Annotated in this window: 25 protein-coding genes; 15 read left to right on the top strand and 10 right to left on the bottom strand. The window is 73.6% G+C overall.

Going from position 1 to position 23,929, the window contains the following annotated elements; all coding sequences use genetic code 11:
* Positions 1–15 precede the first annotated feature (15 nt).
* Positions 16–1,230 carry an oxygenase MpaB family protein gene (locus tag ABD292_RS07675; protein ID WP_344206326.1) on the bottom strand — a complete coding sequence of 405 codons (1,215 nt, stop codon included), beginning with the start codon at positions 1,228–1,230 and terminating at the stop codon, positions 16–18.
* 159 nt (positions 1,231–1,389) lie between these two features.
* Here ABD292_RS07675 and ABD292_RS07670 point away from each other — a divergent pair, with 159 nt between their 5' ends.
* Positions 1,390–2,070 (top strand): TetR/AcrR family transcriptional regulator, encoded by a 681-nt coding sequence (locus ABD292_RS07670; protein WP_344206324.1) that lies wholly within the window; start codon positions 1,390–1,392, stop codon positions 2,068–2,070.
* A gap of 258 nt (positions 2,071–2,328) precedes the next feature.
* Positions 2,329–2,745, top strand: coding sequence for a helix-turn-helix domain-containing protein (locus ABD292_RS07665; protein ID WP_344206322.1), 417 nt, complete (start codon positions 2,329–2,331; stop codon positions 2,743–2,745).
* A 161-nt stretch (positions 2,746–2,906) separates the two neighbouring features.
* On the opposite strand, the gene ABD292_RS07660 is transcribed toward ABD292_RS07665, so the two are convergent.
* Entirely contained in the window at positions 2,907–3,770 is an 864-nt protein-coding gene (locus ABD292_RS07660) for an SDR family oxidoreductase (RefSeq protein ID WP_344206321.1), read from the bottom strand.
* 183 nt (positions 3,771–3,953) lie between these two features.
* Here ABD292_RS07660 and ABD292_RS07655 point away from each other — a divergent pair, with 183 nt between their 5' ends.
* From ABD292_RS07655 to ABD292_RS07640, 4 genes are all read left to right on the top strand, one after another.
* Complete coding sequence (locus ABD292_RS07655; RefSeq protein ID WP_344206320.1) at positions 3,954–4,328, top strand: winged helix-turn-helix transcriptional regulator; 375 nt, start codon at positions 3,954–3,956, stop codon at positions 4,326–4,328.
* Between the two features lie 438 nt (positions 4,329–4,766).
* Positions 4,767–5,714 (top strand): arabinan endo-1,5-alpha-L-arabinosidase, encoded by a 948-nt coding sequence (locus ABD292_RS07650; protein ID WP_344206319.1) that lies wholly within the window; start codon positions 4,767–4,769, stop codon positions 5,712–5,714.
* A 98-nt stretch (positions 5,715–5,812) separates the two neighbouring features.
* The gene (locus ABD292_RS07645; protein ID WP_344206317.1) at positions 5,813–6,997 is read left to right on the top strand and encodes an MFS transporter; all 1,185 of its coding nucleotides are present in this window, start codon (positions 5,813–5,815) and stop codon (positions 6,995–6,997) included.
* A gap of 54 nt (positions 6,998–7,051) precedes the next feature.
* Complete coding sequence (locus ABD292_RS07640; RefSeq protein ID WP_344206315.1) at positions 7,052–7,414, top strand: anti-sigma factor antagonist; 363 nt, start codon at positions 7,052–7,054, stop codon at positions 7,412–7,414.
* Position 7,415: 1 nt separating this feature from the next.
* Here the strand turns inward: ABD292_RS07640 and corA are convergent, their stop codons facing one another.
* Positions 7,416–8,417: a magnesium/cobalt transporter CorA gene (gene corA, locus ABD292_RS07635; RefSeq protein ID WP_344206313.1), complete on the bottom strand. Its 1,002-nt coding sequence runs from the start codon at positions 8,415–8,417 to the stop codon at positions 7,416–7,418.
* Between the two features lie 21 nt (positions 8,418–8,438).
* The gene (locus ABD292_RS07630) at positions 8,439–10,733 is read right to left on the bottom strand and encodes a WD40 repeat domain-containing protein (RefSeq protein WP_344206311.1); all 2,295 of its coding nucleotides are present in this window, start codon (positions 10,731–10,733) and stop codon (positions 8,439–8,441) included.
* A 209-nt stretch (positions 10,734–10,942) separates the two neighbouring features.
* On the opposite strand from ABD292_RS07630, the gene ABD292_RS07625 reads away from it, so the two are divergent.
* From ABD292_RS07625 to ABD292_RS07610, 4 genes are all read left to right on the top strand, one after another.
* A complete protein-coding gene (locus ABD292_RS07625) occupies positions 10,943–11,434 on the top strand; it encodes a hypothetical protein (protein WP_344206309.1) in 492 nt (163 codons plus the stop codon).
* A gap of 36 nt (positions 11,435–11,470) precedes the next feature.
* Positions 11,471–11,884: a hypothetical protein gene (locus ABD292_RS07620; RefSeq protein WP_344206308.1), complete on the top strand. Its 414-nt coding sequence runs from the start codon at positions 11,471–11,473 to the stop codon at positions 11,882–11,884.
* Positions 11,885–11,966: 82 nt separating this feature from the next.
* Positions 11,967–12,821, top strand: coding sequence for an aldo/keto reductase (locus ABD292_RS07615; protein WP_344206306.1), 855 nt, complete (start codon positions 11,967–11,969; stop codon positions 12,819–12,821).
* Positions 12,822–12,889: 68 nt separating this feature from the next.
* Positions 12,890–13,726: a hypothetical protein gene (locus ABD292_RS07610; protein ID WP_344206305.1), complete on the top strand. Its 837-nt coding sequence runs from the start codon at positions 12,890–12,892 to the stop codon at positions 13,724–13,726.
* Here the strand turns inward: ABD292_RS07610 and ABD292_RS07605 are convergent.
* Both ABD292_RS07605 and ABD292_RS07600 read right to left on the bottom strand, forming a co-directional pair.
* Positions 13,716–14,174 (bottom strand): hypothetical protein, encoded by a 459-nt coding sequence (locus ABD292_RS07605; RefSeq protein WP_344206304.1) that lies wholly within the window; start codon positions 14,172–14,174, stop codon positions 13,716–13,718. The genes ABD292_RS07610 and ABD292_RS07605 overlap by 11 nt on opposite strands.
* A 103-nt stretch (positions 14,175–14,277) precedes the next feature.
* On the bottom strand, positions 14,278–14,718 hold the full coding sequence (locus ABD292_RS07600; protein ID WP_344206303.1) for an SRPBCC family protein: 441 nt from the start codon (positions 14,716–14,718) through the stop codon (positions 14,278–14,280).
* A 178-nt stretch (positions 14,719–14,896) separates the two neighbouring features.
* Here ABD292_RS07600 and ABD292_RS07595 point away from each other — a divergent pair, with 178 nt between their 5' ends.
* Positions 14,897–16,579, top strand: coding sequence for a hypothetical protein (locus ABD292_RS07595; protein WP_344206301.1), 1,683 nt, complete (start codon positions 14,897–14,899; stop codon positions 16,577–16,579).
* A 15-nt stretch (positions 16,580–16,594) separates the two neighbouring features.
* Here the strand turns inward: ABD292_RS07595 and ABD292_RS07590 are convergent, their stop codons facing one another.
* Together ABD292_RS07590 and ABD292_RS07585 are read right to left on the bottom strand one after the other, a co-directional pair.
* Positions 16,595–17,857 carry an NAD(P)/FAD-dependent oxidoreductase gene (locus ABD292_RS07590; RefSeq protein ID WP_344206300.1) on the bottom strand — a complete coding sequence of 421 codons (1,263 nt, stop codon included), beginning with the start codon at positions 17,855–17,857 and terminating at the stop codon, positions 16,595–16,597.
* 28 nt (positions 17,858–17,885) lie between these two features.
* Positions 17,886–18,767, bottom strand: a complete 882-nt coding sequence (locus ABD292_RS07585) for an MBL fold metallo-hydrolase (protein ID WP_344206298.1) — start codon at positions 18,765–18,767, stop codon at positions 17,886–17,888.
* Between the two features lie 60 nt (positions 18,768–18,827).
* Between ABD292_RS07585 and ABD292_RS07580 the strand changes: the two genes are divergently transcribed.
* Positions 18,828–19,400, top strand: coding sequence for a TetR/AcrR family transcriptional regulator (locus ABD292_RS07580; protein ID WP_344206297.1), 573 nt, complete (start codon positions 18,828–18,830; stop codon positions 19,398–19,400).
* Between the two features lie 2 nt (positions 19,401–19,402).
* On the top strand, positions 19,403–21,133 hold the full coding sequence (locus tag ABD292_RS07575) for an SDR family oxidoreductase (RefSeq protein WP_344206295.1): 1,731 nt from the start codon (positions 19,403–19,405) through the stop codon (positions 21,131–21,133).
* Between the two features lie 82 nt (positions 21,134–21,215).
* On the opposite strand, the gene ABD292_RS07570 is transcribed toward ABD292_RS07575, so the two are convergent.
* Positions 21,216–21,683 (bottom strand): hypothetical protein, encoded by a 468-nt coding sequence (locus ABD292_RS07570; protein WP_344206293.1) that lies wholly within the window; start codon positions 21,681–21,683, stop codon positions 21,216–21,218.
* A gap of 217 nt (positions 21,684–21,900) precedes the next feature.
* Between ABD292_RS07570 and ABD292_RS07565 the strand changes: the two genes are divergently transcribed.
* Together ABD292_RS07565 and ABD292_RS07560 are read left to right on the top strand one after the other, a co-directional pair.
* Positions 21,901–22,692, top strand: a complete 792-nt coding sequence (locus ABD292_RS07565; RefSeq protein ID WP_344206292.1) for a DUF1206 domain-containing protein — start codon at positions 21,901–21,903, stop codon at positions 22,690–22,692.
* A gap of 143 nt (positions 22,693–22,835) precedes the next feature.
* Entirely contained in the window at positions 22,836–23,324 is a 489-nt protein-coding gene (locus ABD292_RS07560) for a hypothetical protein (protein ID WP_344206291.1), read from the top strand.
* A gap of 64 nt (positions 23,325–23,388) precedes the next feature.
* On the opposite strand, the gene ABD292_RS07555 is transcribed toward ABD292_RS07560, so the two are convergent.
* The gene (locus ABD292_RS07555; RefSeq protein WP_344206289.1) at positions 23,389–23,865 is read right to left on the bottom strand and encodes a MarR family winged helix-turn-helix transcriptional regulator; all 477 of its coding nucleotides are present in this window, start codon (positions 23,863–23,865) and stop codon (positions 23,389–23,391) included.
* Positions 23,866–23,929 lie beyond the last annotated feature (64 nt).

Here is a 23,929-nt window from a genome sequence, read left to right as displayed (position 1 = left end):
TCCTCGGTCCTCACCTCAGGAGGGGCGGTTGCTGTCCGGGATCTCGATGCTGATCGGCCGCGCCTCGGACAGGAAGAGCAGGGCCGCCTTGCGGAGGAACTCGTCGAAGAGCCAGTACGCCTCGGGCGCCAGCGGGAACGGCAGCAGGCCCTCGCGGACGGCGATGAAGGGCCCCCAGGCGACCTTGAGCAACGGGTCCCAGATGGGCTCGCGGCCGATCTTCAGCCAGCCCGCGATCTGGTCGCCCAGCATGAAGCGGGTGAACGCGCCGAGAATGGGCTTGCTGAGGATGCCCGCGTCGACGGACGAGCCGAGGTTGAGCAGGATGTCGGCGAGCTTGATGCCCTCGGGCGTCGGCGCCAGGATCGGGGTGAGCACCTGCGCGGCCTGGCTGTTGGCCTCGGCCCAGGAGGCGGGGATGTACTCGTCCTTGATGCCGAGCATGTGCGCGCCCACCTGCCAGGAGTGCAGGAACGCCGCGGACTCGTTGGACGGGATGGGCACCGTCCAGGCGACCAGCTTCTGCATGACGGTCGTGGGCAGGCTGTGCCAGGTGACCATCATGTCGCGCTGGCTGATGGGGATCTCCTCGTCGGCGACCTGCGACCAGTAGGGCGACTGCGGCAGCAGGTGCCGCACCGCCGCGTGCACCAGCCGGGTCTTGACGGCCGTGACGATCATCTCGCCGTCGGGGCGGTAGGCGTTGTTGGAGCCGATGTCGTAGCCGAGCTTGGCGGTCTTGGAGATGCGGTCCTTCATGTCGGCGCCGCCCTGCGAGTAGTAGACCGCGCGCGCCTCCTTGGGGATGACCGTGCTCATCATGCCGCTGGCCAGGCCGTACAGGACGCCCAGGTAGAGCCCGCGTTTCTTGTTGAACTCGACGGCGAGGTCGAGTTTGCCCTGGTCCGCCCACGAGGGCAGCTGCCGGGCGCGCTCCATGAAGTCGCGCAGGTCCGCGGGAAGGCCGGCCGGGAGCGGCTGGCCGTTCTTGGTCCAGGTGCGCAGCAGCGTGTTGACCCGGGTGACGTCGCCGCGGTCGAGCAGCGAGGCGACGAGCGGGTCGGCCTCCTCGTCCCAGACCCAGCGCGGGTCGAGGCCCGCTCCGGTGCCGGCCACCGATCCGGTGGGCGACCAGGTCCACGCGTGTGCCGGGCTCGCGATGCTGAGCGCGCCCACCGCGCCGAGCGCGCCACCCGCTTTCAGAATGTTGCGCCGGCTGAGTCCGTCCATTGCCGCTGTTCCTCCTTCTCCCGAGGCCGGGGGGAGTGCCTTCTGATACGGTGAAACAACGTACGATTCTGCGTATCATCAGAGCACACCGTGACGGACATCACAAGACCGCGACCGCGGCTGTTGGCGCGTGAGGCAGAATCAGGACAGGAGGTGATCGTGGAATCTGTGCTGTCCGGCCTCTCGACGCCGTCCGAGTCGGAGTCGTTGCTGGAGCGCGCCTACCTTGATGCGGTCGAGCAGGTCGGCGACACCGACGAGCTGCGCGGGCGCATCCTCGACGCGGCCTACGAGCAGTTCAGCCGCATGGGCATCCGCCGCTCCACGATGGAGGACGTCGCCCGGCGGGCGAAGGTCTCGCGGATCACCGTCTACCGGCGTTTCGCCACCAAGGACGCGCTGGTCGAGGACGTGGTGCGGCGCGAGTTCCGCCGCTACTTCGACCAGTTCCTCATCGACATCGAGCGCGCCGGCACCCCCGCCGAGCGGGTGGTCCTGGGCTTCGTGAGCTCCATGCGCGCGATCCGCGGCAACCCGCTGATCGGCGGGCTGATCGACGTGGAGCCCGACCTGCTGGTCCCCTCCATGGTCAGCGACGGGGGACGGACGCTCGCCGTCGTCCGGCAGTTCGTCGCCGGCCAGCTCCGCCGCGAGCAGCGCGCCGGGAACGTGCGCGCCGACCTCGACATCGATCTCGTGGCCGAGCTCATGGTCCGGGTGTCGGCCTCCTTCCTGGCGATCCCCAGCGAGATCGTCGACCTCGACGACGACGCGCAGCTCGCCTCCGTGGCCCGACGCTTCCTCGTCCCGATGCTGCAACCGCCACCCGACGGGGAGTGACGCGAGCGGCCCCGCCATGAAAGTTGGGTGCACCTCTTCCTTGGACTCGGCTACTCAGCCGGGATTTGACCCCTGAAGATCGATAACTGAAGAAGGTGCCCCAGGTCAGATCTGAAAATCGCACGGAACGGACGAGGCCATCCGCGCCGCCCGCGCCACCGCCCGCGACCGCACCTGGCACCGGCTTTCACCCGATGACCGCCATCGCCGACCAACCGGCTCGCCCTGGCCCAGTTCCCCGAGCACCCGCGCCAGGATGTGCTCATCGGCACCGACTCCGGTGGCGGCACCCGCGAGTTCCTGAACTGGCTCACCCGCCCCGGATGCTGGCTGAAATGCTCCATCGGCTTCACCATCACCGACGACATCGCCGCTGCACGCCGACCGCCGGCGACGCACCGCCGCCGCGCCCGAGCCGAGGACCGCTTCCGCTCCGCCGAGGACACCGGCAAGACGGTGATCGGTCGGCGCTTTCACAGGGCCTGCATGATCCAGGGCGTGCGGAAACTGCTGGCGCGTAACGGCTGGTCCTGGCAGGTCCCGGGCCGACGGGCCGTGGAGCGGGACGACGGGGTGGTGGCCGGGTGGGCCAAGGAGGTGTGGCCCTGCGCGGAAGACTCGCGGCGGCCCGTGGAGCCTGGCTCGTCTTCGAGGACGGAGCCGGATTCTCCATAACGTCGCCGCACGCGAAGACCTGGTCACAGCGCGGCCGGACCCCGGTGGTGCGGGTCCGCGGCCGCTCCCGCAGACGGATCTCCATCGCCGCGCTGACCTGCTACAAACCCCCCTGGCAATCAGACCCACCTGAGCAACCCGGCCACATCACGAGTTCAACGTCAGTAATGCAGGGCGGCCGCGAGTGCCTCGGCCAGGGTCACGGGCGGGCGGCCGATCAGGCGGCGCAAGTCGCCAGAGTCGGTGTACATCTCGCCGCGGCCCATACCGCGGTCAGCGTCAGCGAGGACCTCCGCCAGCTCGGCGGGTAGGCCCGCGGCGTCCAGCACCTGGGCGAAGTCGGCCACCGGGAGGTCAGCGTAGGTAACCTGCTTTCCGGCCGCAGCGGAGATCGCGGCGGCGAGCTCAGTCAGGGTGAAGGATTCGTCGCCGCCGAGCTCGTACACGGCGCCGGTGTGGCCTTCAGCGGTGAGGACGACCGCTGCAGCCTCGGCGTAGTCGGCGCGGGACGCGGCGCTGATCCGCCCCTCGCCTGCGGCGCCGACGACCGCGCCGTTCCGCAGGATCTGCGGCAGTTGGCTGGTGTAGTTCTCCAAGTACCAGCCGTTGCGCAGCAGCACGCTGGGGATTCCGCGGTCCCGCAGATACGCCTCGGTCTCGCTGTGCGTGGCACCGATGACGGTGGTGGCCGTGTCCGCGTGCGTCGTGCTCGTGTACGCCACCAGCGACACGCCTGCGGATGCCGCGGCGTCGATCACCCGGCGGTGGTTGGCGACCCGCTCGCCCACGGGGACCGAGGCCGAGATCAGCAGCAGCCTGTCCGCCCCCGCGAATGCCTCGGCCAGGCCGTCCGTGTCCGCGAAGTCGGCGCGGCGTACCGTGATGCCTCGGTCGGCCAAATCCTTGATCCCGGCGATGTCCCGGCCGGTCGCGATGATGTCCGCGGCCGGGATCCCGCGCCGCAGCAGTGCCTCGACGGTGAGCCTGCCCAGCTGGCCGGTGGCTCCAGTGACGACGATCGGCATGATGGTCATTCCTTCCTTCCGCGCGTGCCTCGCACGCCTGCCGCGGTCCGCCCGCCGCGGGATAGAAAACAGAATGACCTGAACACTCTCTGTTGGGGAGTAGCCACTTCTTGGTAGGGTACTTACCGCAGCGAAAGCATTGAGGTGAGCCATATGGCTGCTGTCAAGAATGTGACCGGGCCCATGCCGTCATTCGATCCGTACGAGCGCGGCTGCCCGTCGCGGGACCTGCTCGACCACATCGGCAGCAAGTGGGCGGTCCTCGTGCTGGGCGAACTCGGCCGGAACGGGACCTCCCGGTTCGGTCATCTCCGGCAGGCGCTGGCGGGCGTGAGCGAGAAGATGCTCACCCAGACGCTGCGCACCCTCGAACGCGACGGGCTGGTCAGCCGGACCGTCTACCCAGAGGTGCCGCCGCACGTGGAGTATGAGCTGACCGCGCTCGGCCAGACGCTACGGGAACCGCTGAAGGCGCTCACGGAGTGGTCCGTGCTGCACATCGAAGAAGTCATCACCGCCCGCGAAGAGTACGACGACCGCACTGAGCGCACCAGGTAATCAGCGGCGGCCAGCGGTCTGGTCATAGACGGCCGCCTCACCGAGACCGGCCCGACGATCAGACCCACCTAAGCCACCCGGCGACATCACGCGTTCAACCTCAGTAACGGCGGATCTGATGATCAAGGAAGAGACGCTCGATGTCCGAGACCGCCGTGGAATCTGGTGGTCATCTCGCGAGCCACCGGTTCGGCTATTTCCTCCCGCAATGAGCCCACCATCACTACCGCGCCACTGAGGGAGAGCCGCATTCATGAAACTTTCGGCCCGCGCGCGGCGGGCCGTACCCGGCGTGACCTGAGGCGAGGGGCCGTCCGGGCGGGGCGGCCGGGTCCGCTGGATTGACCGCGCCCGGCGAGGCTCCTAGCGTCGGCCCTGCCCCCGGACCTCACACAGATGGGTGGAGTCATGAAAACCGCTCAGTCAATCCGGCGCGGAATGTTAGCGCTAACATCGGTGGTGGCGTTGCTGCTCGGGCTCGCCCCGGCCGGGTACGCCGCCGCCTACCCCGGCCCCGGCGTGGTGACCGGCGACATCGGGGTGCACGATCCCTCGGTGGCCCGCCGGCCCGGCGGCGGCTACCTGCTCGCGCACACCGGCGACAACATCGCGCTGAAGACCTCGACCGACCGCACCGCCTGGCGCAACGCCGGGGTCGTGTTCCCGAACGGAGCGCCCTGGACGACCTCCTACACCGGCGGCAGCCGGAACCTGTGGGCGCCGGACATCTCCTACCGCAACGGTAAGTACTACCTGTACTACTCGGCGTCCACCTTCGGCTCGAACAACTCGGCGATCTTCCTGGCCACCAGCACCACCGGTGCGTCCGGCTCGTGGACGAACAACGGGCTGGTCATCTCCACCAGCTCCTCCAGCACCTACAACGCGATCGACCCCAACCTGCTCGTGGACGACCAGGGGCGCTGGTGGCTGAGCTTCGGCTCGTTCTGGACCGGCATCAAGCTGATCCAGCTCGACCCGGCCACCGGCAAACGGCTCGACAACACCGTACGCGGCATCGCCCAGCGGCCCGGCAGCACCGCGATCGAGGCGCCGTACATCTACAAGCACGGCGGCTACTACTACCTGTGGGTGTCCTTCGACGCCTGCTGCCGCGGCGCGGCCAGCACGTACCGGGTCATGGTGGGCCGCTCGGCCAGCGTCACCGGACCCTATCTCGACCGCAACGGCGTGGCGATGACCTCGGGCGGTGGCACCCAGGTGCTGGCCGGGCACGACTCGGTGCACGGGCCTGGCCACCAGGCGGTCTTCGGTGACGTCGACGGCGACATCCTCGTCTACCACTACTACGCCGACAACGGGACGGCGCTGCTCGGCATCAACAAGATCGGCTACGACGCGGCCGGCTGGCCGTACGTCTACTGATTCTGAGGGCAGGCGGGGCGGTTTGTCCCCGTTAGTATTCATTCGTACGCCGATGCCCACGCCTGCCCCCCGGAGAGCCCTCGTTGATGGACCTTGCCATGCGCCGGCGCAGGCACGCCCTGTTCCTGCTGTTCTTCCTGCCGGGCATCGCGATGGCCTCGTGGGTGACCCGTACCCCCGACATCCGCGACCGGCTGGAGGCGTCCACCGCGCAGATGGGCTGGATCCTGTTCGGCCTGTCGCTGGGCTCCATGATCGGCATCCTGCTCTCCGGGCGCTTCACCTCCCGGTACGGCACGAGGCCCGTCATCGTCACCGGCTCCCTGGCGATCATCGCGAGCCTGGCCGTCATCAGCGCCGGCGTCCTCCTGGCGTCCGTGCCGCTGGTCACGGCCGGCCTGGCCGCGTTCGGCGCGGGCATCGGGGCCGGTGACGTCGCCGCGAACGTGGACGCCACCGACGTCGAACGCGCCACCGGCGTCACGACGATGCCCGCCCTGCACGGCTGCTTCAGCCTCGGCACCGTCGTCGGCGCCTGCGCGGGCATCGCGGCCACCGCCTCCCGCCTCCCCGTCCACTGGCATCTGGCCGCCGTCACCCTGATCTCGCTCGCGATCTTCCTGTACGCCGCCCGCTCCGTCCCCGCGGGCACCGGAGTCGGGACGCCCGGCGAGGCCGGGGAGTCCGGCCCGCGGCCGGCGGTGTGGAAGGACGGCAGGCTGCTGCTGATCGGCGCCATCGTGCTGGCCATGGCGCTCGCCGAGGGCGCGGCCAACGACTGGCTGCCGCTGCTCATGGTGGACGGGCACGGACTCGGCACCGCGGCCGGGTCCCTCGTCTACGCCGGGTTCGCGGCCGCCATGACCGCCGGCCGGTTCGGCGGCGCGTACTTCCTCGGCCGGTTCGGCCGCACGACGGTCATCCGCGCCAGCGCCGTCTCGGGGGCGCTCGGCCTGCTCCTGGTGATCTTCTCCGACAGCGCCCTGCTGGCCGGGGCGGCCGTGCTGCTCTGGGGGCTCGGCGCGGCGCTGGGCTTCCCCGTCGCGCTGTCGGCCGCCGGGGAGAGCGGGCCCGACGAGACCGCCCGCGTCAGCCTGGTGGCCGTCATCGGCTACATCGCCTTCCTCGTCGGCCCGCCCGGCCTCGGCTTCCTCGGCGAGCACTGGGGGCTGCGCACGGCCATGCTCGTGGTGCTCGCCTTCGTCGTCTCCGCCGTCGTCCTCGCTCCCGCCGTGGACACCAGCAGCCGCCGTCCGTCGCCGGGTGACCTGCCTGTTCGGTAACGATCGCCCCGACCCCTGATGCCGGGCGGGACCGCGACCACTACGATGACAGCCATGATCGCGCAGGACGGTGAGAGCGACCGGCCGAGGAGCCTCACCCTGACCTCCAGGGTCGTCGACGACATCACCGTGATCACCGTCGACGGGCTGCTCGACGCCACCACGCGCGAGGAGTTCGCGGAGTTCCTCTCCCAGGCCGGCCCTTCGCTGATCCTCGACCTGGCCGGGGTGACGTTCATGGACTCGCGCGCCCTGGGGCTGATCGTGCACCGCTGGCAGACGGCGCTCTCCTCCGGCGGCGGGTTCGCGCTCATCGGCGTCGACTACGCCCGCGCCCGGGTGATCTGGATCACCGGCCTCGCCGACCGCCTGCCGCTCCACGGCAGCCTGGAGGAGGCCCTGGCCGCCCTCGCCTGATTCACAGCCAGCCGCTCCTGCGCAGCAGCCGGAACACCACGAGCACCGCCACCGCCATCGTGCCCAGGCACAGCGGGTAGCCGTACGCCCAGTGCAGCTCGGGCATGTGGTCGAAGTTCATGCCGTACACACCGGCGATCAGCGTGGGGACGGCGATGAGGGCGGCCCAGGAGGAGATCTTGCGCATGTCGGCGTTCTGCTGCATGGCGACCTTGTTCTGCTCGCTGCCGACCAGCGCCAGGTGGGCGCTGAGCGCGCTGGACAGCAGCTCGTTGTGCTCGTCCACCTTGCCGTCCACCCGCAGCAGGTGGTCGAGGACGTCGCGGAACAGCTCCCGGTTGCTCGCGCACAGCTCCACCCGGCCCTTGACGATCTCCTCCAGGACCGGGATGAGGGGGTCCTGCGCGGTACGGAACTCCAGCACCTCGCGCTTGAGCGAGTAGATGTCCTCGGTCACGTCGGACTGCTCGCCGCTGAACACGCGCCGCTCCAGCGCGATGAGGTCGTGCTCGACCTCGTACGAGACCAGGGAGTAGGTGTCGACGACCGCGTCGCAGATCGCGTACATGACGCCCGCCGGGCCCGCGGCCAGCAGGTCGGGGTCCGACTCCACGCGCCGGCGCACCCCCTTCAGCGGGTTGGCGCCGCCGTGGCGGACGGAGATGACGAAGTCGTGGCCGAGGAACAGGTTGATCTCGCCGACCTCGATGTCGGAGGTCTCCTCGACGTACAGCAGCGTCTTGAGCACCACGAAGAGGGTGTCGTCGTAGCGTTCGAGCTTGGGCCGCTGATGGGCCTTGATGGCGTCCTCCACCGCCAGCGGGTGCAGCCTCACCTCGCTGCTGATCAGGTCGAACTCCTCCTGCGTGGGCTCGTGCAGGCCGATCCACAGGAAGCTGCCGCCCCGGGCGCGGGCGGCGCTCCAGGCGTCGCTGATGTCGCCGGTGATGGTCTCGCGCGTGCCGTCGCGGTAGATCGCCTTGTCCACAATCACAGCGAGCATTCTCGCGCGAACCGCCCCGGGTCAGGGGCAGAGGTCCCGCCGGTAGGGGCGGCCGGGGACGCGGGCCGACCATTCGGCGGGGGTGAGGGCGCGGGCCGCCTGCGCGCAGGCCGTGGAGACGGGGTCGGCGGCGAGGGCGGCGGTGTCCCACCGCCACAGGGCGTAGGAGTCGCCGGTCACGTCGGCGCGGTCGGCGGCGGCGGCCAGCAGGGCGCGCCCGTCCGGGGTGAAGGCCAGCGCGGCCACCGCGCCCCGGTGCCCGGCGAGCGGCGGGCCCAGCGGGCGGCCGGTGGGCGCGTCCCAGAGCCGGACCGTACGGTCAGCGCCGCCGGTGGCGAGGACGGTCCCGTCCGGTGTGAAGGCCACGGCGTCCACCGGTCCCGCGTGACCGGCGAGAAGCAGGCCGCGCCCGGTTCCCACGTCCCAGAGCCGCGCCGTGCGGTCCGCGCCCCCGGAGACCAGCGTGGGCGGGGTGGAGGGCGCGAAGGCCAGGGCGGTGACGACGCCCGTGTGGCCGGTGAGCTCGGCTCTGCGGCGGCCAGTGGCCACGTCCCACACCAGGACGGGGCCGGCCGGCGTGCCCACCGCGAGCAGCGCGCCGTCGGCGCTGAACGCCGCCGCGACCGGCTCGCCCTCCCCCGCCAGCGTCCGCCCCGGCGCGCTTCCGTCCAGGGTCCAGACGCGTGCCTCGCTGCCGGAGACCGCGGTGGCGAGGAGCCGGCCGTCGGGGCTGAAGGCGAGCGGCCGTCCCCTGACGGGCGGCGCGCCGGCGGGCCCGCCGCGGATCGTGACGTCCCTGCCGTGAGCGGGGTCGTCGAGGCCGGAGGCGGCCAGCGTCCGGCCGTCGCGGCTCAGGGCGAGGGCGTCGACGGGGGTGTCCTTACGGATCGCCAACAGCCCGCCGGGCAGGGGCCCGCCCGGCGCGTCCCAGGACCGTACGGACCCGGTGTTCCAGGACCAGAGCCGGCCGGGGCCCGGGCGGGTGGCGTCGTACGGCTGGACCACCAGCCGCGTCCCGTCGGCGCTCAGCACCGCGCGGGCGCCGGGCCCGGACACGGGCCGGTCGGCGGGGACGGGGCCGGGCAGGGTGAGGAGGCGGGCGCGGGCGCGCGGGAGGCGCCACAGCCGTACGGTGGCGTCCGCGCTCGCGCTGGCCAGCGTGGCGCCGTCCGGGCTGAACGCGACGGCCGTCACCGCGCCGGTGTGGCCGGTCAGCGGGTCGCCGAGCGGCGCGCCGGTGGCGGCGTCCCAGAGGCGGACCGTGCGGTCCCCGGAGGCGGTGGCCAGGATCGCGCCGTCCGGGCTGAACGCGACCGCGGTGACGGGCCCCGCGTGCCCGGTCAGGGGCCGGGCGGCGGGGCGGCGGGTGGCGACGTCCCAGAGCTGGGCCTGCTCGCCGCCGGTGCTCGCGGCGAGCAGCCGGCCGTCGGGGCTGAACGCGAGCGCGGCGGCCTCATCCACTGCGTCATCCGTGGCCGGCAGCGGGTCGCCGGTCAGCAGGCCGGACGCGGCGTCGAAGAGGCGGACGGGGCCGCCGAAGTAGGCGACGGCCAGCAGCGTCCCGTCCGGGCTGAACGCGACCGGCCCCGGTGTGCCCTCCAGCGTGCGCAGGGCGGCGACGGGCGCGGCGGCGGCCGGGTCCCAGAGCCTGGACTCCTCGAAGCGCGTCCGGGTGGTGGCGAGGAGCGTGCCGTCCGGACGGTACGCGGCCCAGGAACGCGACGACTTCCTGGTCTCGCCGCCGATGCGGCGGGCGCGGGTGGCGGTGTCGAAGAAGTGCACCCGCCCCCAGGTGTCGGCCACGGCCAGCTCGCGGCCGTCGGGGCGGTAGGCGAGCGCCGTTCCGCTCGCGCCGTCGTCGCCGGGGATCGGCCAGGTCACGGGGGCGAGGCTCCTGGCGTCCCAGACGCGCAGCAGGTCGTCGCGGCCGGAGGCGGCGACGTACGCGCCGTCCGGGCTGAACGTCACGGCGTCCACGTCGGACGGGAAGCCGCGCAGCACCGCCAGCTCGGGCCGGGCCGCGGCGGCGCGGACGGCGGCGCGCGTCCACGGCGACGGCGGCACGATCCTGGCGGCGGCGACGGCGAGCAGCCGGGCGGTCCGAGGGTCGGTCACGGCCAGGCTCGCGCTCTCGGCCATGAGCGCCCGGCTGAGCGCGGCGTCCCGTGCGGCTTCGGCCCGCTCACGCTCGCCCGTGGCGGTCGTGGCCCGTACGAGCAGACCGGCCGTCAGCACCACCAGGACGGCGACCGCCACGCCCAGCACGACGACCTGACGACGGCGGCGGTCCTGTTCCGTGAGCGGGACGCGGGCCATCGCGGACCTCCACCACGCGCCGACGGGAGCCACCCGCCACGGTAGACCAGCCCATCGGAACGCTCCACCCCTCTTTAGCCGGACATGGCACCACATGCACTGTTAGCCGGAATCAAGGCGTTCGCAGGCGATTGCTACGGATCGGCAAGCGGCTTGAAATCGGTCCCGCGCATGCTGTGGTCACCGCCTCCCCAGGAAGGACGCTCCCCATGACCGCCACCCGCGCCCTCGCCGCCCTCGCCGTCACCGCCACCTCCGCCGCCCTCCTGATGACCCCGGCCGCCGCCCAGGCCGCCGCCACACAGCCCACCGCCGCCCAGTCGGCTCCCATCGCCTGGGGCCCGTACTACGCGCCCGGCAAGGCGGCCAAGGCCGCCGGCAAGCTGACCGCCACCGGCGAGGACCACGCCGACCTGCCCACCGCCGACGTCGTCACGATCTCGGGCACGATCCAGGACTCCACGAAGTCCGCCTCCTGCGGCTGGGCCGTCTTCCGCGTCACCTACCGCTCCGGCAGCAACCTGCCGAACAGGAACCACTGGGTGCGCGACTGCTCCTACCGCACGCCGAAGCACTTCTCCGTCAAGCACCACGACGTCTACCAGGTCGAGCTCAAGGTCTGCACCGAGGCCAAGGCCGCCAAGCCGTCGCTGAACTGCCTGTACGCCGGCACCTGGAAGACCCTCTACCTGTCCAAGTGAGGCGTGGGACGGCCACCTCCGGGTAGCCGCAGGAACGTGAATCACGACGGAGAGACACGGCGCTTCGCCTTCGCCTTCGAGGACCGCTACCGGCCGCTGCTGCGCCTGCTGGGCATCAGACCGGACACCTGCGAGCTGACGCTGAGCGCGGACGTGCTGCGGGTCCGGTTCGGGCCGTGGGTGGTGCTGTCGCCGCGCGCGAACGTGGCCGGCGCGGAGCTGTCGGGGCCGTACTCGGCGATCAAGGCGATCGGGCCGCACCTGTCGCTCGCGGACGGCGGCCTCACCTTCGGCAGCAACACCCGGCTGGGGGTGTGCATCCGCTTCCGCCGGTCGGTGTCGGGCAGCGAACCGCTCGGCGTGCTGCGCCACCCCGCGCTGACGGTCACCGTCGAGGAGCCCGCCAAGCTCCTCGACGAACTGCGGGCCACCCAACGGGCCGCCCAATAGACCGCCCGATAGACCGCCGCGTGAGCGCCGGGCTTGACCTGGAGCGCGCTCCAGCGGACAGGGTGGTCCCATGCACAACGCCATGAGGACCCGTACCCTCGGAAACCGGCAGGTCGGAGCCATCGGGCTCGGCGCCATGCCGATGTCGGTGGCCGGTCACATGCCGGACGAGGACCAGTCGATCCGTACCATCCACGCGGCCCTGGACGCCGGTGTCACGCTCATCGACACGGCGGACGCCTATACGCCCTCCCACACCGACGTGGGCCACAACGAGCGGCTGGTCGCCCGCGCCCTGTCCCTGTGGCCGGGCGACGCCGCCGCCGTGCTCGTCGCGACCAAGGGCGGCCACACCCGGACGCCTGGCGGGTGGGACGTGGACGGCAGCCCCTCCTATCTCAAGCGGGCCTGCGACCGCTCGCTGAAGGCCCTCGGCGTGGACGCCATCGGCCTCTACCAGCACCACCGGCCCGACCCGAAGGTGCCGTACGAGGAGACGATCGGCGCCCTGAAGGACCTGCACGACGCCGGCAAGATCCAGTTCGCCGGGATCTCGAACGCCGACCCCGCGCAGATCAGGCTCGCCCACGCCATCCTCGGCGACCTGCTGGTGAGCGTGCAGAACGAGTTCTCGCCGCGCTTCCGCTCCAGCGAGCCCGAGATCGACGTGTGCGCCGAGCTCGGCATCGCCTTCCTGCCCTGGTCGCCGCTGGGCGGGATCGGACGCACCGGGGAGCTGAGCGGCCACCCCGCCTTCCACGCGATCGCCGGCGAGCGCGGCGTCTCGCCGCAGCAGGTCTGCCTCGCCTGGGAGCTGGCCCGCAGTCCGGTCGTCATCCCGATCCCGGGGGCGAGCCGCCCGGAGACCATTCTCGACTCGGTCGCGGCGGTGGAGCTGGAGCTCACGGAGGAGGAGCTGGCCCGGCTCAGCGCTTGATCGACTTCGCGCCGGACCGCCGATAGGGTGAGCGCCCGACCTCCGCTCACCCCCCTCGGAAGTGTCCCGTGCCGTCTCGCCGCTCCGCCCTGCCCGCCCTGATCGTGACGGGCGTCTACGTCGCCGCGGTGGCGGTGGCCGCCGTCGTCGCGACGGCCACCGGCGACCTGGCGCCGCTGTGGCGGCTGACGATCATGCGGGATCCCGACGCCGGCGAGACGGGCTCGGACGTGCCGATCGCCGCCCTGACCGCCGTCCCCTGGGCCTGGGCGCTGTGGCAGGTCCTGCGCGGTCCCCTGGAGACGGCGCCCCGCGACGAGGAGGAGCCGAGGGTCCGGCGGGCGCGGTTCTCCCTGTACGCCGCCGCGGCCACCACGCTGCTGCTCCACCCGATCCCGACGCCGTGGCCGGGGTGGGCGGAGGTGATCAGCGCGCTGTCGATGTGGGCGGTCGTCGTGCTGATCCACCCGGTGCTGGTCCGCCCGGTGCTGCGGCCCCGGCTCAAGGGGGCGGAGCTGATCAGGAGCGCGGGCGCGCTGGGGTTCGGGGGCACGACGGTCGTCGCGCTGCTGGACCTGACCGGCCTGCCCGACATCGGCCTGCTCTACCTGGTGATCGCGGTGGCGACCCTGGTCTGGACGGTGCTGGTGCTGCGGGCGCAGCGTGACGACGACGGCCGCTGGCGTCCCGGCACGGTCGCGTACGGCGTCGCCGCCCTGGTGACGCCGTGGCTCGGGCTGCTGGTGCCGGCCGTCCTCGCGATGTCGGGCACGCCGGTCGAGTCGGGCTGGACCCTCATCGGCGGCGTCGGGGCGCTCGCCGGGGCGCTGCAGGTGGTCTGGCTGGCCCGCTCCGGCCACGACCTGGCGGCGCCCGTCTCCCGGCCGGTCCCCGTCACAGGATGACCCGGCCGACGAGTTCGCCGCCGTCGGCCCGGACCGCCAGGCAGTACGCGGTCCGGTAGCGGGGCCAGTCCGCCTCCTCCGGCACCAGTGCGGCCACGGTGAGCGCCGCCCTGCGCTCGGGCACGTACCGCATCCTGGGCGCGCATCCCTCGCGGGCGAGGAGGTCCACCGCCTCCTCGCCCGGCCACGGCTGGTCGGGCACCACGTACGTGGTGGCGTACTCCGCCGCGTGCGGCTCCGAGCAGGACACGAGCGTCACGACGAAGCTCTCGGGCATCGGCGCGAGGCAGTCGCCGGGCCGCAGTTCGGAGGCGTGCAGCTGCTCCACGCCCGGCTGCGCCGCCCCCGCGGGCGCGGGGACGGCCGAGGGCGGGGGCGCGGGCGCGGCGGCGCAGCCCGCGAGCACACCCGCCAGGAAGGCGGCCACGGTCAGGTGACGGGGGGTCATGACGCCGGATCGTGGCAGGCGCACATCACGAGTTGATCGCCGTCGCGGCTCGGTCGGGCGGCCGTCGGCGCACCGCAGCCCCCGGCGGCTGTGCGCCGGGGTTTCAGAGGGCGGGCGCGCGCTCGGCGAGGATGCCGGCGCGGGCGAGCTGCACCCCGCGGGCCGTACGGGCGGCGTAACCGAGCAGGGGGCCGAAGGCGGCCCGCAGCCGCAGCTCGTCGGTCACCTCGGTGCCGCCGTCGCGGGCGGTCAGGCCGAACCGGTACGTCATCCGGATCCCGCCGGGGCTGTCCACCTCGCCCTCGACGGCGTCCTCGGTGGGCCGCAGCGTGACCTTGATGAGGTTGTCGTAGCGCAGGAAGCCGAGGAAGCGGAAGCGCTCGACGCTGACGTAGTGGATCAGACCGGCCTCGCGCCGCACGTCGCGCACCTCGACCACCAGCGGCGACAGGCCGATGTAGCTGGCCGGTTCGCTCAGGTGCGCCCGTACCGCGTCGGGCGGGGCGGGAACGTGGAACGTGTTGCGCAGCAGGGTTTCGGGCACCGCTCACCTCGGCTCGGGGGAAGAGGTTCCCAGCTTGGCGGGGTCGCCGCTCCCTGTCCAGACGGCCGCGCCGGACCGGTGGACGAATTTCGGCAACCTGCCCATGCGCGGAAAGAACGGCCGTTACCCTGCTGTCGCGGTGCGCAATCCCCCCGTCACCGAAGGTGAGGAGCAGCCTGTGCGACGGTCCGTCAGAGACAGCAGGAGCCTCGCGCGGCCGTACCGCGACCTGGTGTGGCTCGCCTACCTGGTCCTGCCGCCGTCCGCCGGTGAGGAGCGCAGGCTGGTGCTCGCGCACCGGCTCGCCGCCGCCGCACTGGCCCGCCATCGCGGGCGCGACCAGGCGCGGCTGCGCCGGACGGTGCTGCGGCGGGCGCTGCGGGCCCGGATCCTGCCCTGGTCCGGGCGGCTCGCGCGGCTGGAGGTGGTGCCCGCGACCACCCGGGGCGCCGACGCGGCCTTCACCGAGGAGCTGATGGCGCTGCGGCCGGGGGCGCGGGCGGCGTACGCGCTGCTGCGGCTGGAGGGGCGGCCCGCCGGCGAGGTGGCGACGATCCTGGCCGGGGCGCGGGTGGCCGATCCCGGCGGCGCGCTGGCGGAGGTCGCGGCGCTGGAGGGGCGGTTCGGCGACGGCGCGGCGGCGATGTTCCGTCCCTCGTCCGACCCGACGCTCGCCCGCTGCTACGGCCGGCTGCCCGGCGGCCGGCCGCGGGCCCGGCTGGTCGCCGGCGCGGTCACGGCGGCGCTGGCGGCGGCGGTCACGGTGGCGGTGGTGTTCGGCACGCCCGAGGTCGTCGCCGTCGGCGCGGCCGGCGAGCCGCCCGTCCCCGCGGCCGTGTCGGCCGCGCCGGGCGCCTGGCGGCGCGGCACCGAGCTGGACCTGTCCACGTGGGAGCCGCGCGGCGCGCTCACCCGCGACGCCGCGCTCGTCGGCCGCGCCCTGCGCGCCTGGGGGCGGCGCACCGGGCAGCTCCTGTACGCCGGGCGCGTGGACGGCGCGGCCGTGGTGCTGGCGCGCGACGGCGAGCAGGTCGCCCGCTACACCGAGGCGGGCGGGCCGGGCAGGCTGGAGGTGTTCCCCGCGCCGCGCGCCAGGCCCGGCGGCGCTCCCCCGCTCACGCTGCGCGTCACGGCGGCGGGCAGCCGTTACCTGGTGCCGCCGTGGGTGCGCGAGCTGTCGGCCGCGCCGCTGGCCGGCCGGTCCCCGGCGTGGCGTCCGGTCGGGATCGAGGGCGGGGTGACCGCGCCGGTGACTGTGCCCGTGCCGGCGGCGGGCGGGCGGTGCCTGCGGGGGCCGGTGCTGCGGCTGCGGGCGCCGGAGATCGCGCCCGGACTGCCGTACACGATGCTCGATCTCGGCGGGATCTCCCCCGCCGAGGCCCGCTACCGGCCGCCGGAGGGCGGCCCGCTGGACGGGTTCGGCGTCTGGAAGGGGCTCGGCTGCGCGGCCGAGTGGCCGGCCGGCGGCGCCGAGGTGGCGGCGGCGTGGGAGTTCTGGCGCGGCGCGCTGCCCGAGGGGGCGCGCGGGCGCTGGATCTGCCTGCGGCTGGCCGACGCCAGGGGCGGGAGCATGGTGCGGGGCGTGCTGTTCAGCACCGCTCGCGGGCGTACGTCCGCTCTGCGCACCGGGGGCCGGAGCGGCACCTGGGACTGCAGCCGGCTCCGGCGCGACGTGGTGGCCGGCGCGTGGTGGCGGGCGCCCTCCGGCCGGCACTACTACGTCGCGGCAGGGAGCCGCGGGGTCGCGCGGATCACGCTGGACGGGCGGACGACGCCGGGCCCGTACGCGGTGACGCGCACCCGCGTCGCCGCCCTGTCGGCGGCGAGCGAGCCGGGCGAGGAGGTCGCCGTCCTCCGCTGACGGCAACGGCTGTGCTCAGTGCTGACGCGCGGCCGGTGCGCGGCGGGGCGCCGGTGCGTGGAGTGCGGACAGCACGGCCTGGGCCGCGCGCCGCCCCGAGACGAGGGCGCCCTGCTGGGAGCCGGTGTCGCGGTGGTCGCCGCAGACGTACACGCCGTTGGGCAGCCGGACGGGGCTGCGCAGCGGGTGCGGCGGCGGCATCGCGGGCAGCGCCTCCGGCACCTGGTACGTGGCCAGGTGCTCCCAGGACGAGGTGTCGCCGTAGATCTCGGTCAGCCGTTCGCGCACCGGCCGTTCGTCGCCGGTGACGCCGAGGACGGACGTGGAGATCAGCGCCCGCCCGTCGGCCGCGTACGTGGGCGCGGCGTCGGTGAGCACGATCGTGTCGGTGATCGCGCCGGTGGCGTCGATGACCTGGACGGGCTCTTTCAGCGGCGAGCGCGGCGCGACGTGGTAGAAGGTGGTGACCGGGCGCATCCGCGGGGTCTCGATCCCCGGCAGCAGCCGGCTCGCCGCGCCGGGGTCGGCGGCCACCACCACCGCCGCGCCGTCGTACGTGCCGCCGCTCTCGATCACGACCCCGTCGGAGGCGACGCGGGTGACGCGGGCGCCGAGGGTGACGGTCCCCGGCGGCAGCCGGTCGGCGAGCTGGCGCGGGATCTCGCCCATCCCGAACGCGGGCACGCCGGTCCTGCCGCGCGCGAAGGAGCGCCAGAGCAGGTGGAAGACCCGGCTGGAGGTCTCCAGGCCGCGTTCGAGCAGCACGCCGGCGAGGAACGGGCGCAGCAGGCCGTCGATCATCGCGTCGGACATGCCCCAGGCGTACAGCTCCTCCAGGGTGGTCCGGTCGTGGCCGCGGCGCAGCCGGGAGGCGGGGAAGGCCATGTCGCGGGCGGTGATCGCGGCCAGCACGGCCTTGTCGCGCGGGGTGCCGATCCCGGACAGCAGCCCGCTGAACGCGTGCCGGGGATGGCGCCACGGCAGCATCACCCGGGAGCGGACGCCCGCGCCGCAGACGAGCAGTCCCGAGGCGAACGCCCGTATGTCCAGGGCCGAGAGGTCGAGGACGCGGCGCGCCTCGGGGTAGCCGGTGAGCAGCACCTGGAAGCCGCGGTCGAGCCGGAACCCGTCCACGACGTCGGTCCGCACCCGGCCGCCGACGCCGTCGGACGCTTCCAGGACCCGTACCGGGACGCCGGCCTCGTGCAGGTGGACGGCGCAGGCCAGGCCCGCGAGGCCGGCGCCGACGACGATGACGGGCGCTTGTCGTTCGCTCATGGGCTCCGCCTACCCGTGAGCCTCCGGATCAGGCCGCGACGACGGTGGGGCGCCAGCGGAACGCGTCGCCGTGCCGCTCGATCCGGCCGAGGCCGGGGAAGGGCAGGTGGTAGGCGTGCACGAGCAGGTTCTCGGCGGCGGCCAGGGCGAGGAGGCGGCGGCGGCTGCGTACGGATCGGGCGGCGTTCCAGTCCCAGGGGGTGCGCCAGGACGGGTGGCTCAGCTGGAGCGGGTCGTAGAAGGTGTCGCCGAGGCAGAGCAGCCGCTCGCCGCGCGAACGCACCAGGTAGGCGGTGTGCCCGGGCGTGTGCCCGGCGGCCTCGACGGTGTGGAGGCCGGGCAGGATCTCGGCGTCGTACGTGAACGTCCGCAGCCGCTCGCCGAGGACGCGGATGGCCTCGCGCGCCGGCCCCCGCTGCTCGGGGAGCGCGCTCTCGGCGGCCGAGGACCAGAAGGCGAGCTCGGCGGCGTGCACGTGCCCGACGGTGCCGGGGTAGGCGGGCTCGCCGGGCCAGACGGCCCCGCGGACGTGGTCCTCGTGCAGGTGGGTGAGGACGACGGCGGCCGGTTCCGGCAGCCGTGCTGCGCGCAGCCCGTCGGGGAGCCTGCCGACGAGGGGCCGGAAGTAGGGGCCGTAGCCGAAGAAGTCCTTGCCGAGGCCGGTGTCGATCACCGCGAGGCCGTCCGGGGTCTCGACGCAGAGGCAGTTGTAGCCGCAGGTGAGCGTACGCCTGCCGAGGCCCTCCGCGGCGACGGCGGCGGCCAGTTCGGGCTCGGGCACGCCGCTGCCGGGGGTGAAGAACGACGACAGCTCGGGCTCCAGGGGCGGTCCCGGCTGGCCGTCGCTGATCACCGTGCAGGCGAGGTCGCCGACGTGGAAGCGGTGGATGAGCAGGCCGTCGTCGCGCACGTCCGCATTCTGCCCTGTTTCCGTTTCGCAAAAATATATAGACCGGTCTATTATGTCGCCATGACCGAGCAGACCAAGGGCGGCCGGACGAGCGCCCGGCTGGTGGAGTCGATGCTGGAGCTCATCCAGGCACGCGGCTACAGCGGCACCGGCCTCGCCACCGTGACCGAGCACGCCCGCGCCCCCAAGGGGTCGCTGTACTTCCACTTCCCCGAGGGCAAGGAGGCGCTGGGCGAGAAGGCGATCGAGCTGGCCGCCGAGCGGTTCCGTGCCCTGCTGGCCGACGCGCCCGGCGGGCCGCCCGGCGAGGTCGTCGGACAGGTGGTCGAGGTGCTGGCCGGGATGCTCGCCGACAGCGACTTCCAACTCGGCTGCCCGGTGTCGGTGGTCGCCCTGGAGATGGGCGGGCAGAGCGAACGGCTGCGTGAGGCGTGCGCGCGGGCCTTCGACTCCTGGATCGAGCCGGTCGCCGCCCACCTCGCGGCACACGGCCGCTCCCCCGCCGAGGCGAGGACGCTGGCCACCGCCGTGGTGAGCACGGTCGAGGGCGCGATGATCGTCTCCCGGGCCCAGCGGTCGGTGGAGCCGATGCGCTGCGCCGCGCACGCCCTCACCGTGCTGCTGGCGGCCTGAGCATGGGCGAGCGGCATGCCCTGGTGTTCGGGGCGGCGGGGTACGTCGGGCGCTCCCTGGTCCTGGAGCTGGGCCGGGCCGGCGCGCGGGTGAGCGTGGCCACCCGGAGTCGGGAGTCGTACGAGCGGCTGGCCCGGTGGCTGGCCGGGCGCGGGCACGACCCGGCGCCGGCCCGCGTACGCGCGGACTTCGCGGCCCCGTCGCTGCTGGCGGACGGGAGCTGGGACGACGTCACGGAGATCTACAACTGCGCCGGGGCCTACCGGTTCGGGATGACGGCCGAGCAGGCCCGCCAGGCCAACGTGGACAGCGTGCGGGCGATCGTCGCCTTCGCGGCGCGGCTGCCCCGGCTGCGGCGGCTGGTCCACGTGTCCGGCTACCGGGTGGGCGGGCAGGACCCGGGGGCGTGGAGCGAGGAGCGGCGGCGGGCGGCGTACGCGGCGCTCGGCGCGTACGAGGCGTCGAAGGCCGAGGCGGACGCCGTCCTGCAATCAGAGGCGGACGAGCTGGGCGTGCCCTGGTCGATCGTCAATCCGTCCAGCGTGATCGGCGAGGCCGGCCAGTATCTCGGGCTCGCGGCGAGCGTCGCCGACATCTGGCGGGGCCGGCTGGCCGCGCTGCCCGGGAGCGGGCGGACGTTCGTGCCCGTGGTCGAGGCCGGTCACCTCGCGCGGTTCATGGCCCTGCTGCCGGAGGACCCGGGGGCGGCGCGGCGGGCGTACTGGGTGCTGGACGAGCGCACGCCCGCCCTTCCCGACCTGCTCACGCTCGTCGCCCGCCACTACGAGGTGCCCGCGCCCCGGCTGCGGGTGCCGGTGGCGCTGATCAGGCGGCTGCCTTCGCGCCTCACCAGGACCGACCCCGAGACGCTGACGTTCCTGTCGGAGGAGCGCTATCCCACGGCGCCGGCGGACGAGTTCGCCGCCCGGCACGGGCTCGACCGGCCGGACACCGCCGGCGCGATCCGCCGGTGGGCCGACGAGCTGGCGGCGCACCGGTTCGGGGAGGCGCCGGAGGACGGGCGGCGGCGGTTCACGACGGTGGGCGGGGCGCGGACGTTCGAGCTCGGCCCGGCGGGCGCGCCGGCCGTGGTGCTGCCCGGCCTGCCGGTCAACGCCGACACGTGGGCGGGAGTGGCGGCCGCGCTGGGGGACGTACGGGTCGCCGACCTGCCGGGGCTCGGGCTGAGCGGCGGCGGGCCCGGCGACTGGGGGTCGTGGGTGGCGGCGCTGGTGTCCGGGGGCGTGGACCACGTGGTAGCCCACTCGATCGGCGCGGCGGCGGCGCTGGAGGCAGGGGTCTCACCTGGCCGGCTCACGCTGGTCGCGCCGTTCTTCCTCCAGCGGCGTACGGCGTCGTGGGCGCCCGCCACCCGCCTGTACCTGAGACAGGCCGGCCCCGGGACACTGGCCCGGCGCCTCACGGGGGACCCCGCGCACGCGGACGCCCTCCGGACCAGCGCCGCCGACCTACGCCGGCCCGGCGTCGCGTCCCGCGTCGCCCACGCCCTGGCGGCGGCCGGCAACCGCCGATGGCGCGCCGACCTGCGGGAGCGGCTACGCGAGTACGAGGGGCGGCTGCACGTCGTCATCGGCGATCGCGACCCGCTCACCCCGGAGGGACGGCAACTCCTGGACGCCCTCCCCCGAGCCACCGTCACCGTCATCCGAGGCGCGGGCCACCACCCGCAGCTCACCCATCCGAAGGAGCTCGCCCACGCCATCGGCGGGTGACAGCCGGACCGGAGGCGGGCATCCGCCGCGCCAGGCGAACGCGCGTCAGTGGTGAGCGTCCCTCGCTCTGGGCGAACCCGGGTCAGGGGTGGGCGTCCGCCTGTTCCAGGCGGACGAATGTGGCGCCCGCTGAGACGGCGCGTGCGCCGAGGACGTGGCCGTCGCACATCCGCGTCTCCGCGCCGGCGCCGTCGATGACCTTCCAGGTCACCGGCTCCTCGCACGGGTGGCCGAAGCGGTCGTGGGGCCACTCGCGGCGGCAGACCCGGCAGGTGGAGATGCCCGCGCGGGTGGAGAGCGTGTTGCCGTGCTCCGGGCAGACGCCCCACGGCATGCCGCACGGCCGGGCCTGGAGCGCGGCGAGGTCGCCGGCCGCGCGCCCCAGGTCGTCGGCGCCGGCCGACAGCCGCTCGACGGCCTGCCAGGCCGCCCCGAGGTGGTCGCGCTCGGGCGTCCCTGCGGGAGCGCTCAGGCAGAGCTCGCGCACCTCGGCGGCGAGCGCGTCGGCGCGGCTCGCGAGGGCGCGCAGCTGCGCGGGGGTCACGGTCATGCGGGCTCCCCTCCCGACGACGGAACGGCTCTGCGGACGCGGTCCCGACGTCGGGACGGCTCTCCGGACGCAGATCCTACGTCCGCGGGGCCGTCCCCGTGCGCCGTTCACGATCATGCCCTTCCACGCCCCCGCCGGGCGTCCTGACCTGGAAAACGCCTAGGCGCCCCGTTACGGGGAACTTCGTTGGTCTTCCAACGCATGACCGGAGGATTGTATGAGCGAGACGGAGACCCTGGCGCGACGGGCGACCGACAGCCCGGCCGTGGACAGGCTTGCGCGCGTCGGCCTGGTTTGCCGTGCGGTGCTGTACGCGCTGATCGGCGTGCTGGCGATCCAGATCGCCTTCGGCGGCAACGGTGGCCGCGAGGCCGACAAGAACGGCGCGATCAGCGAGGTGGCGTCGCTGCCGTTCGGCTCGGTCATTCTGTGGATCATGGTGGTGGGGTTCGCCGCCCTGATCGTCTGGCAGGTCGGTGAGGCCATCAAGGCCCGCAAAGTGAAGGACCGGGTCGAGGCGATCAGCCGGGTCGCGGTGTACGCGTTCATCTGCGTCGCGCTCCTGACCATGCTCCTGACCGGCGAGACGAACTCCGACGACGAGAAGTCCAGGGACATCACGGGCAAGCTGCTCGACCTTCCCGGCGGCCCGCTCCTGGTCGGCGCGGTCGGGCTCGGCATCATCGCGCTGGGCGTCTACTGGATGCACTACGGCTTCAAGAAGAAGTTCCGCGAGAACCTCAAGCCGATGCCGGCGAAGGCGAGCGCCATGATGGACCGGCTCGGCCTGGCCGGTTACCTGGCCCGCGGGCTGATCGCGGCCGGCGCCGGCGTGTTCGTCATCCAGGCGGCCGTCACCCACGACGCCGACAAGGCGGGCGGCATCGACGCCACGCTCAGGGCGTTCGCCGACACCCCGGTCGGCCCGTGGCTGCTCGTGGTGGTGGCGCTGGGCCTGCTGCTGTTCGGCGTGTACTGCCTGGGCGAGGCCCGCTGGCGCCGTACCTGACCGGAACGCCAGGATCGGGTGTCCCGCGGGCGGAGCTCCCCCGCGGGACACCGTGCTGTACGGGACCGGCCGCGCCGCTAAGTTGATCGTTTTCGCACGTGCGCTTGATCCACTGTTGAGGCCGCAGGCCGTAGGTTCCGAACATGCGTGCAGACATCACCTGGACGGACACGGCCGCCCCCTGGGGCGCCGCCGGGATCTCGGCGGCGGGCATCCCGGTGGCGGCCGTCGTGGCGCTGGCCGTGTGCACGGCGGCGACGTTCGCGATCGGCTGGCGGACCAGAGTGCACGCGGTGCGCCAGGAGCACGCCCGCCGGGCGATCCAGGACCTCATCGCCGCCGTCGGCGACCTGCGCGCCGACCTGCAGACGGCCGGCACGAGCGCCGAACGCGGCCTCGCCGTCGCGCGCTGGCGCTCGCGGTGGATGCTCGGCGCGGCCCTGCTCGACCTCGTGGACCCCGGCTACGCCGAGATGGTGCGGGTCAAGGGCCGCCGCCTGTACGCCGACCTCATGGCCGCGGGGAAGGACGCCCCGCCGCGCGGGCTGCCGCGTACGAACATCGTCAGGGAGCTGGCCGCCCACCGCGCCCGCCGCATCCGCCCGACGGCCCGCCCGCTGGTCCCCCGGTAATCCGGCGCCCCGGAACGCAACCGTTCCCGCCCCCGCGCCCGAAGAAGAGAGCAGCAGGACAGGGTCAGCGGGAGCGGGGCGCCGAGCGCAGCACGGCGAGCTCCTCGTTCATGGCGTCGAGGAAGGCGGCCACGGTGCGGAGCTCGTCGGGACCGAAGCGGGCCAGCGCGTTGCCGGTGCTGCGGCCCAGCGGCCGGAAGAACGCGGCGGCGAACTCCTGCGCGGTGGCGAGGTAGTGCAGGTGGACCACGCGGCGGTCCTGCGCGTCGCGCACCCGGCGGATGTGCCCGGCCCGCTCCAGCCGGTCGAGGCAGGCCGTGACGGCGCCGGAGGTGAGGTTGAGCTCGTCGCGCAGCCGGCTCGGGGTGATCGGCGTCGGCGCGTCGTAGATCATGATGAGCGCCTGGACGTCGGTCGTGTGCAGCCCGTGCTCGTTGGCGAACTCGTGGGCGATGCGGTTGAACTCGGCCGTCATGCGGCGCAGCCGCGCCGCGAACGCCTGGAGCCCGAGATCCCCGCCCCCTGCGGTGTCGCCGTTCATGCGCCCATGCTACATTAACTCAATAATTGAGAGACTCAGTGATTGAGTTATCGGTCGTGACGGA

Origin of the sequence: Nonomuraea bangladeshensis (assembly GCF_039529455.1) — a bacterium.
GTDB classification, from domain to species: domain Bacteria; phylum Actinomycetota; class Actinomycetes; order Streptosporangiales; family Streptosporangiaceae; genus Nonomuraea; species Nonomuraea bangladeshensis.
This window is presented reverse-complemented; position numbering and strand designations above follow the sequence as displayed.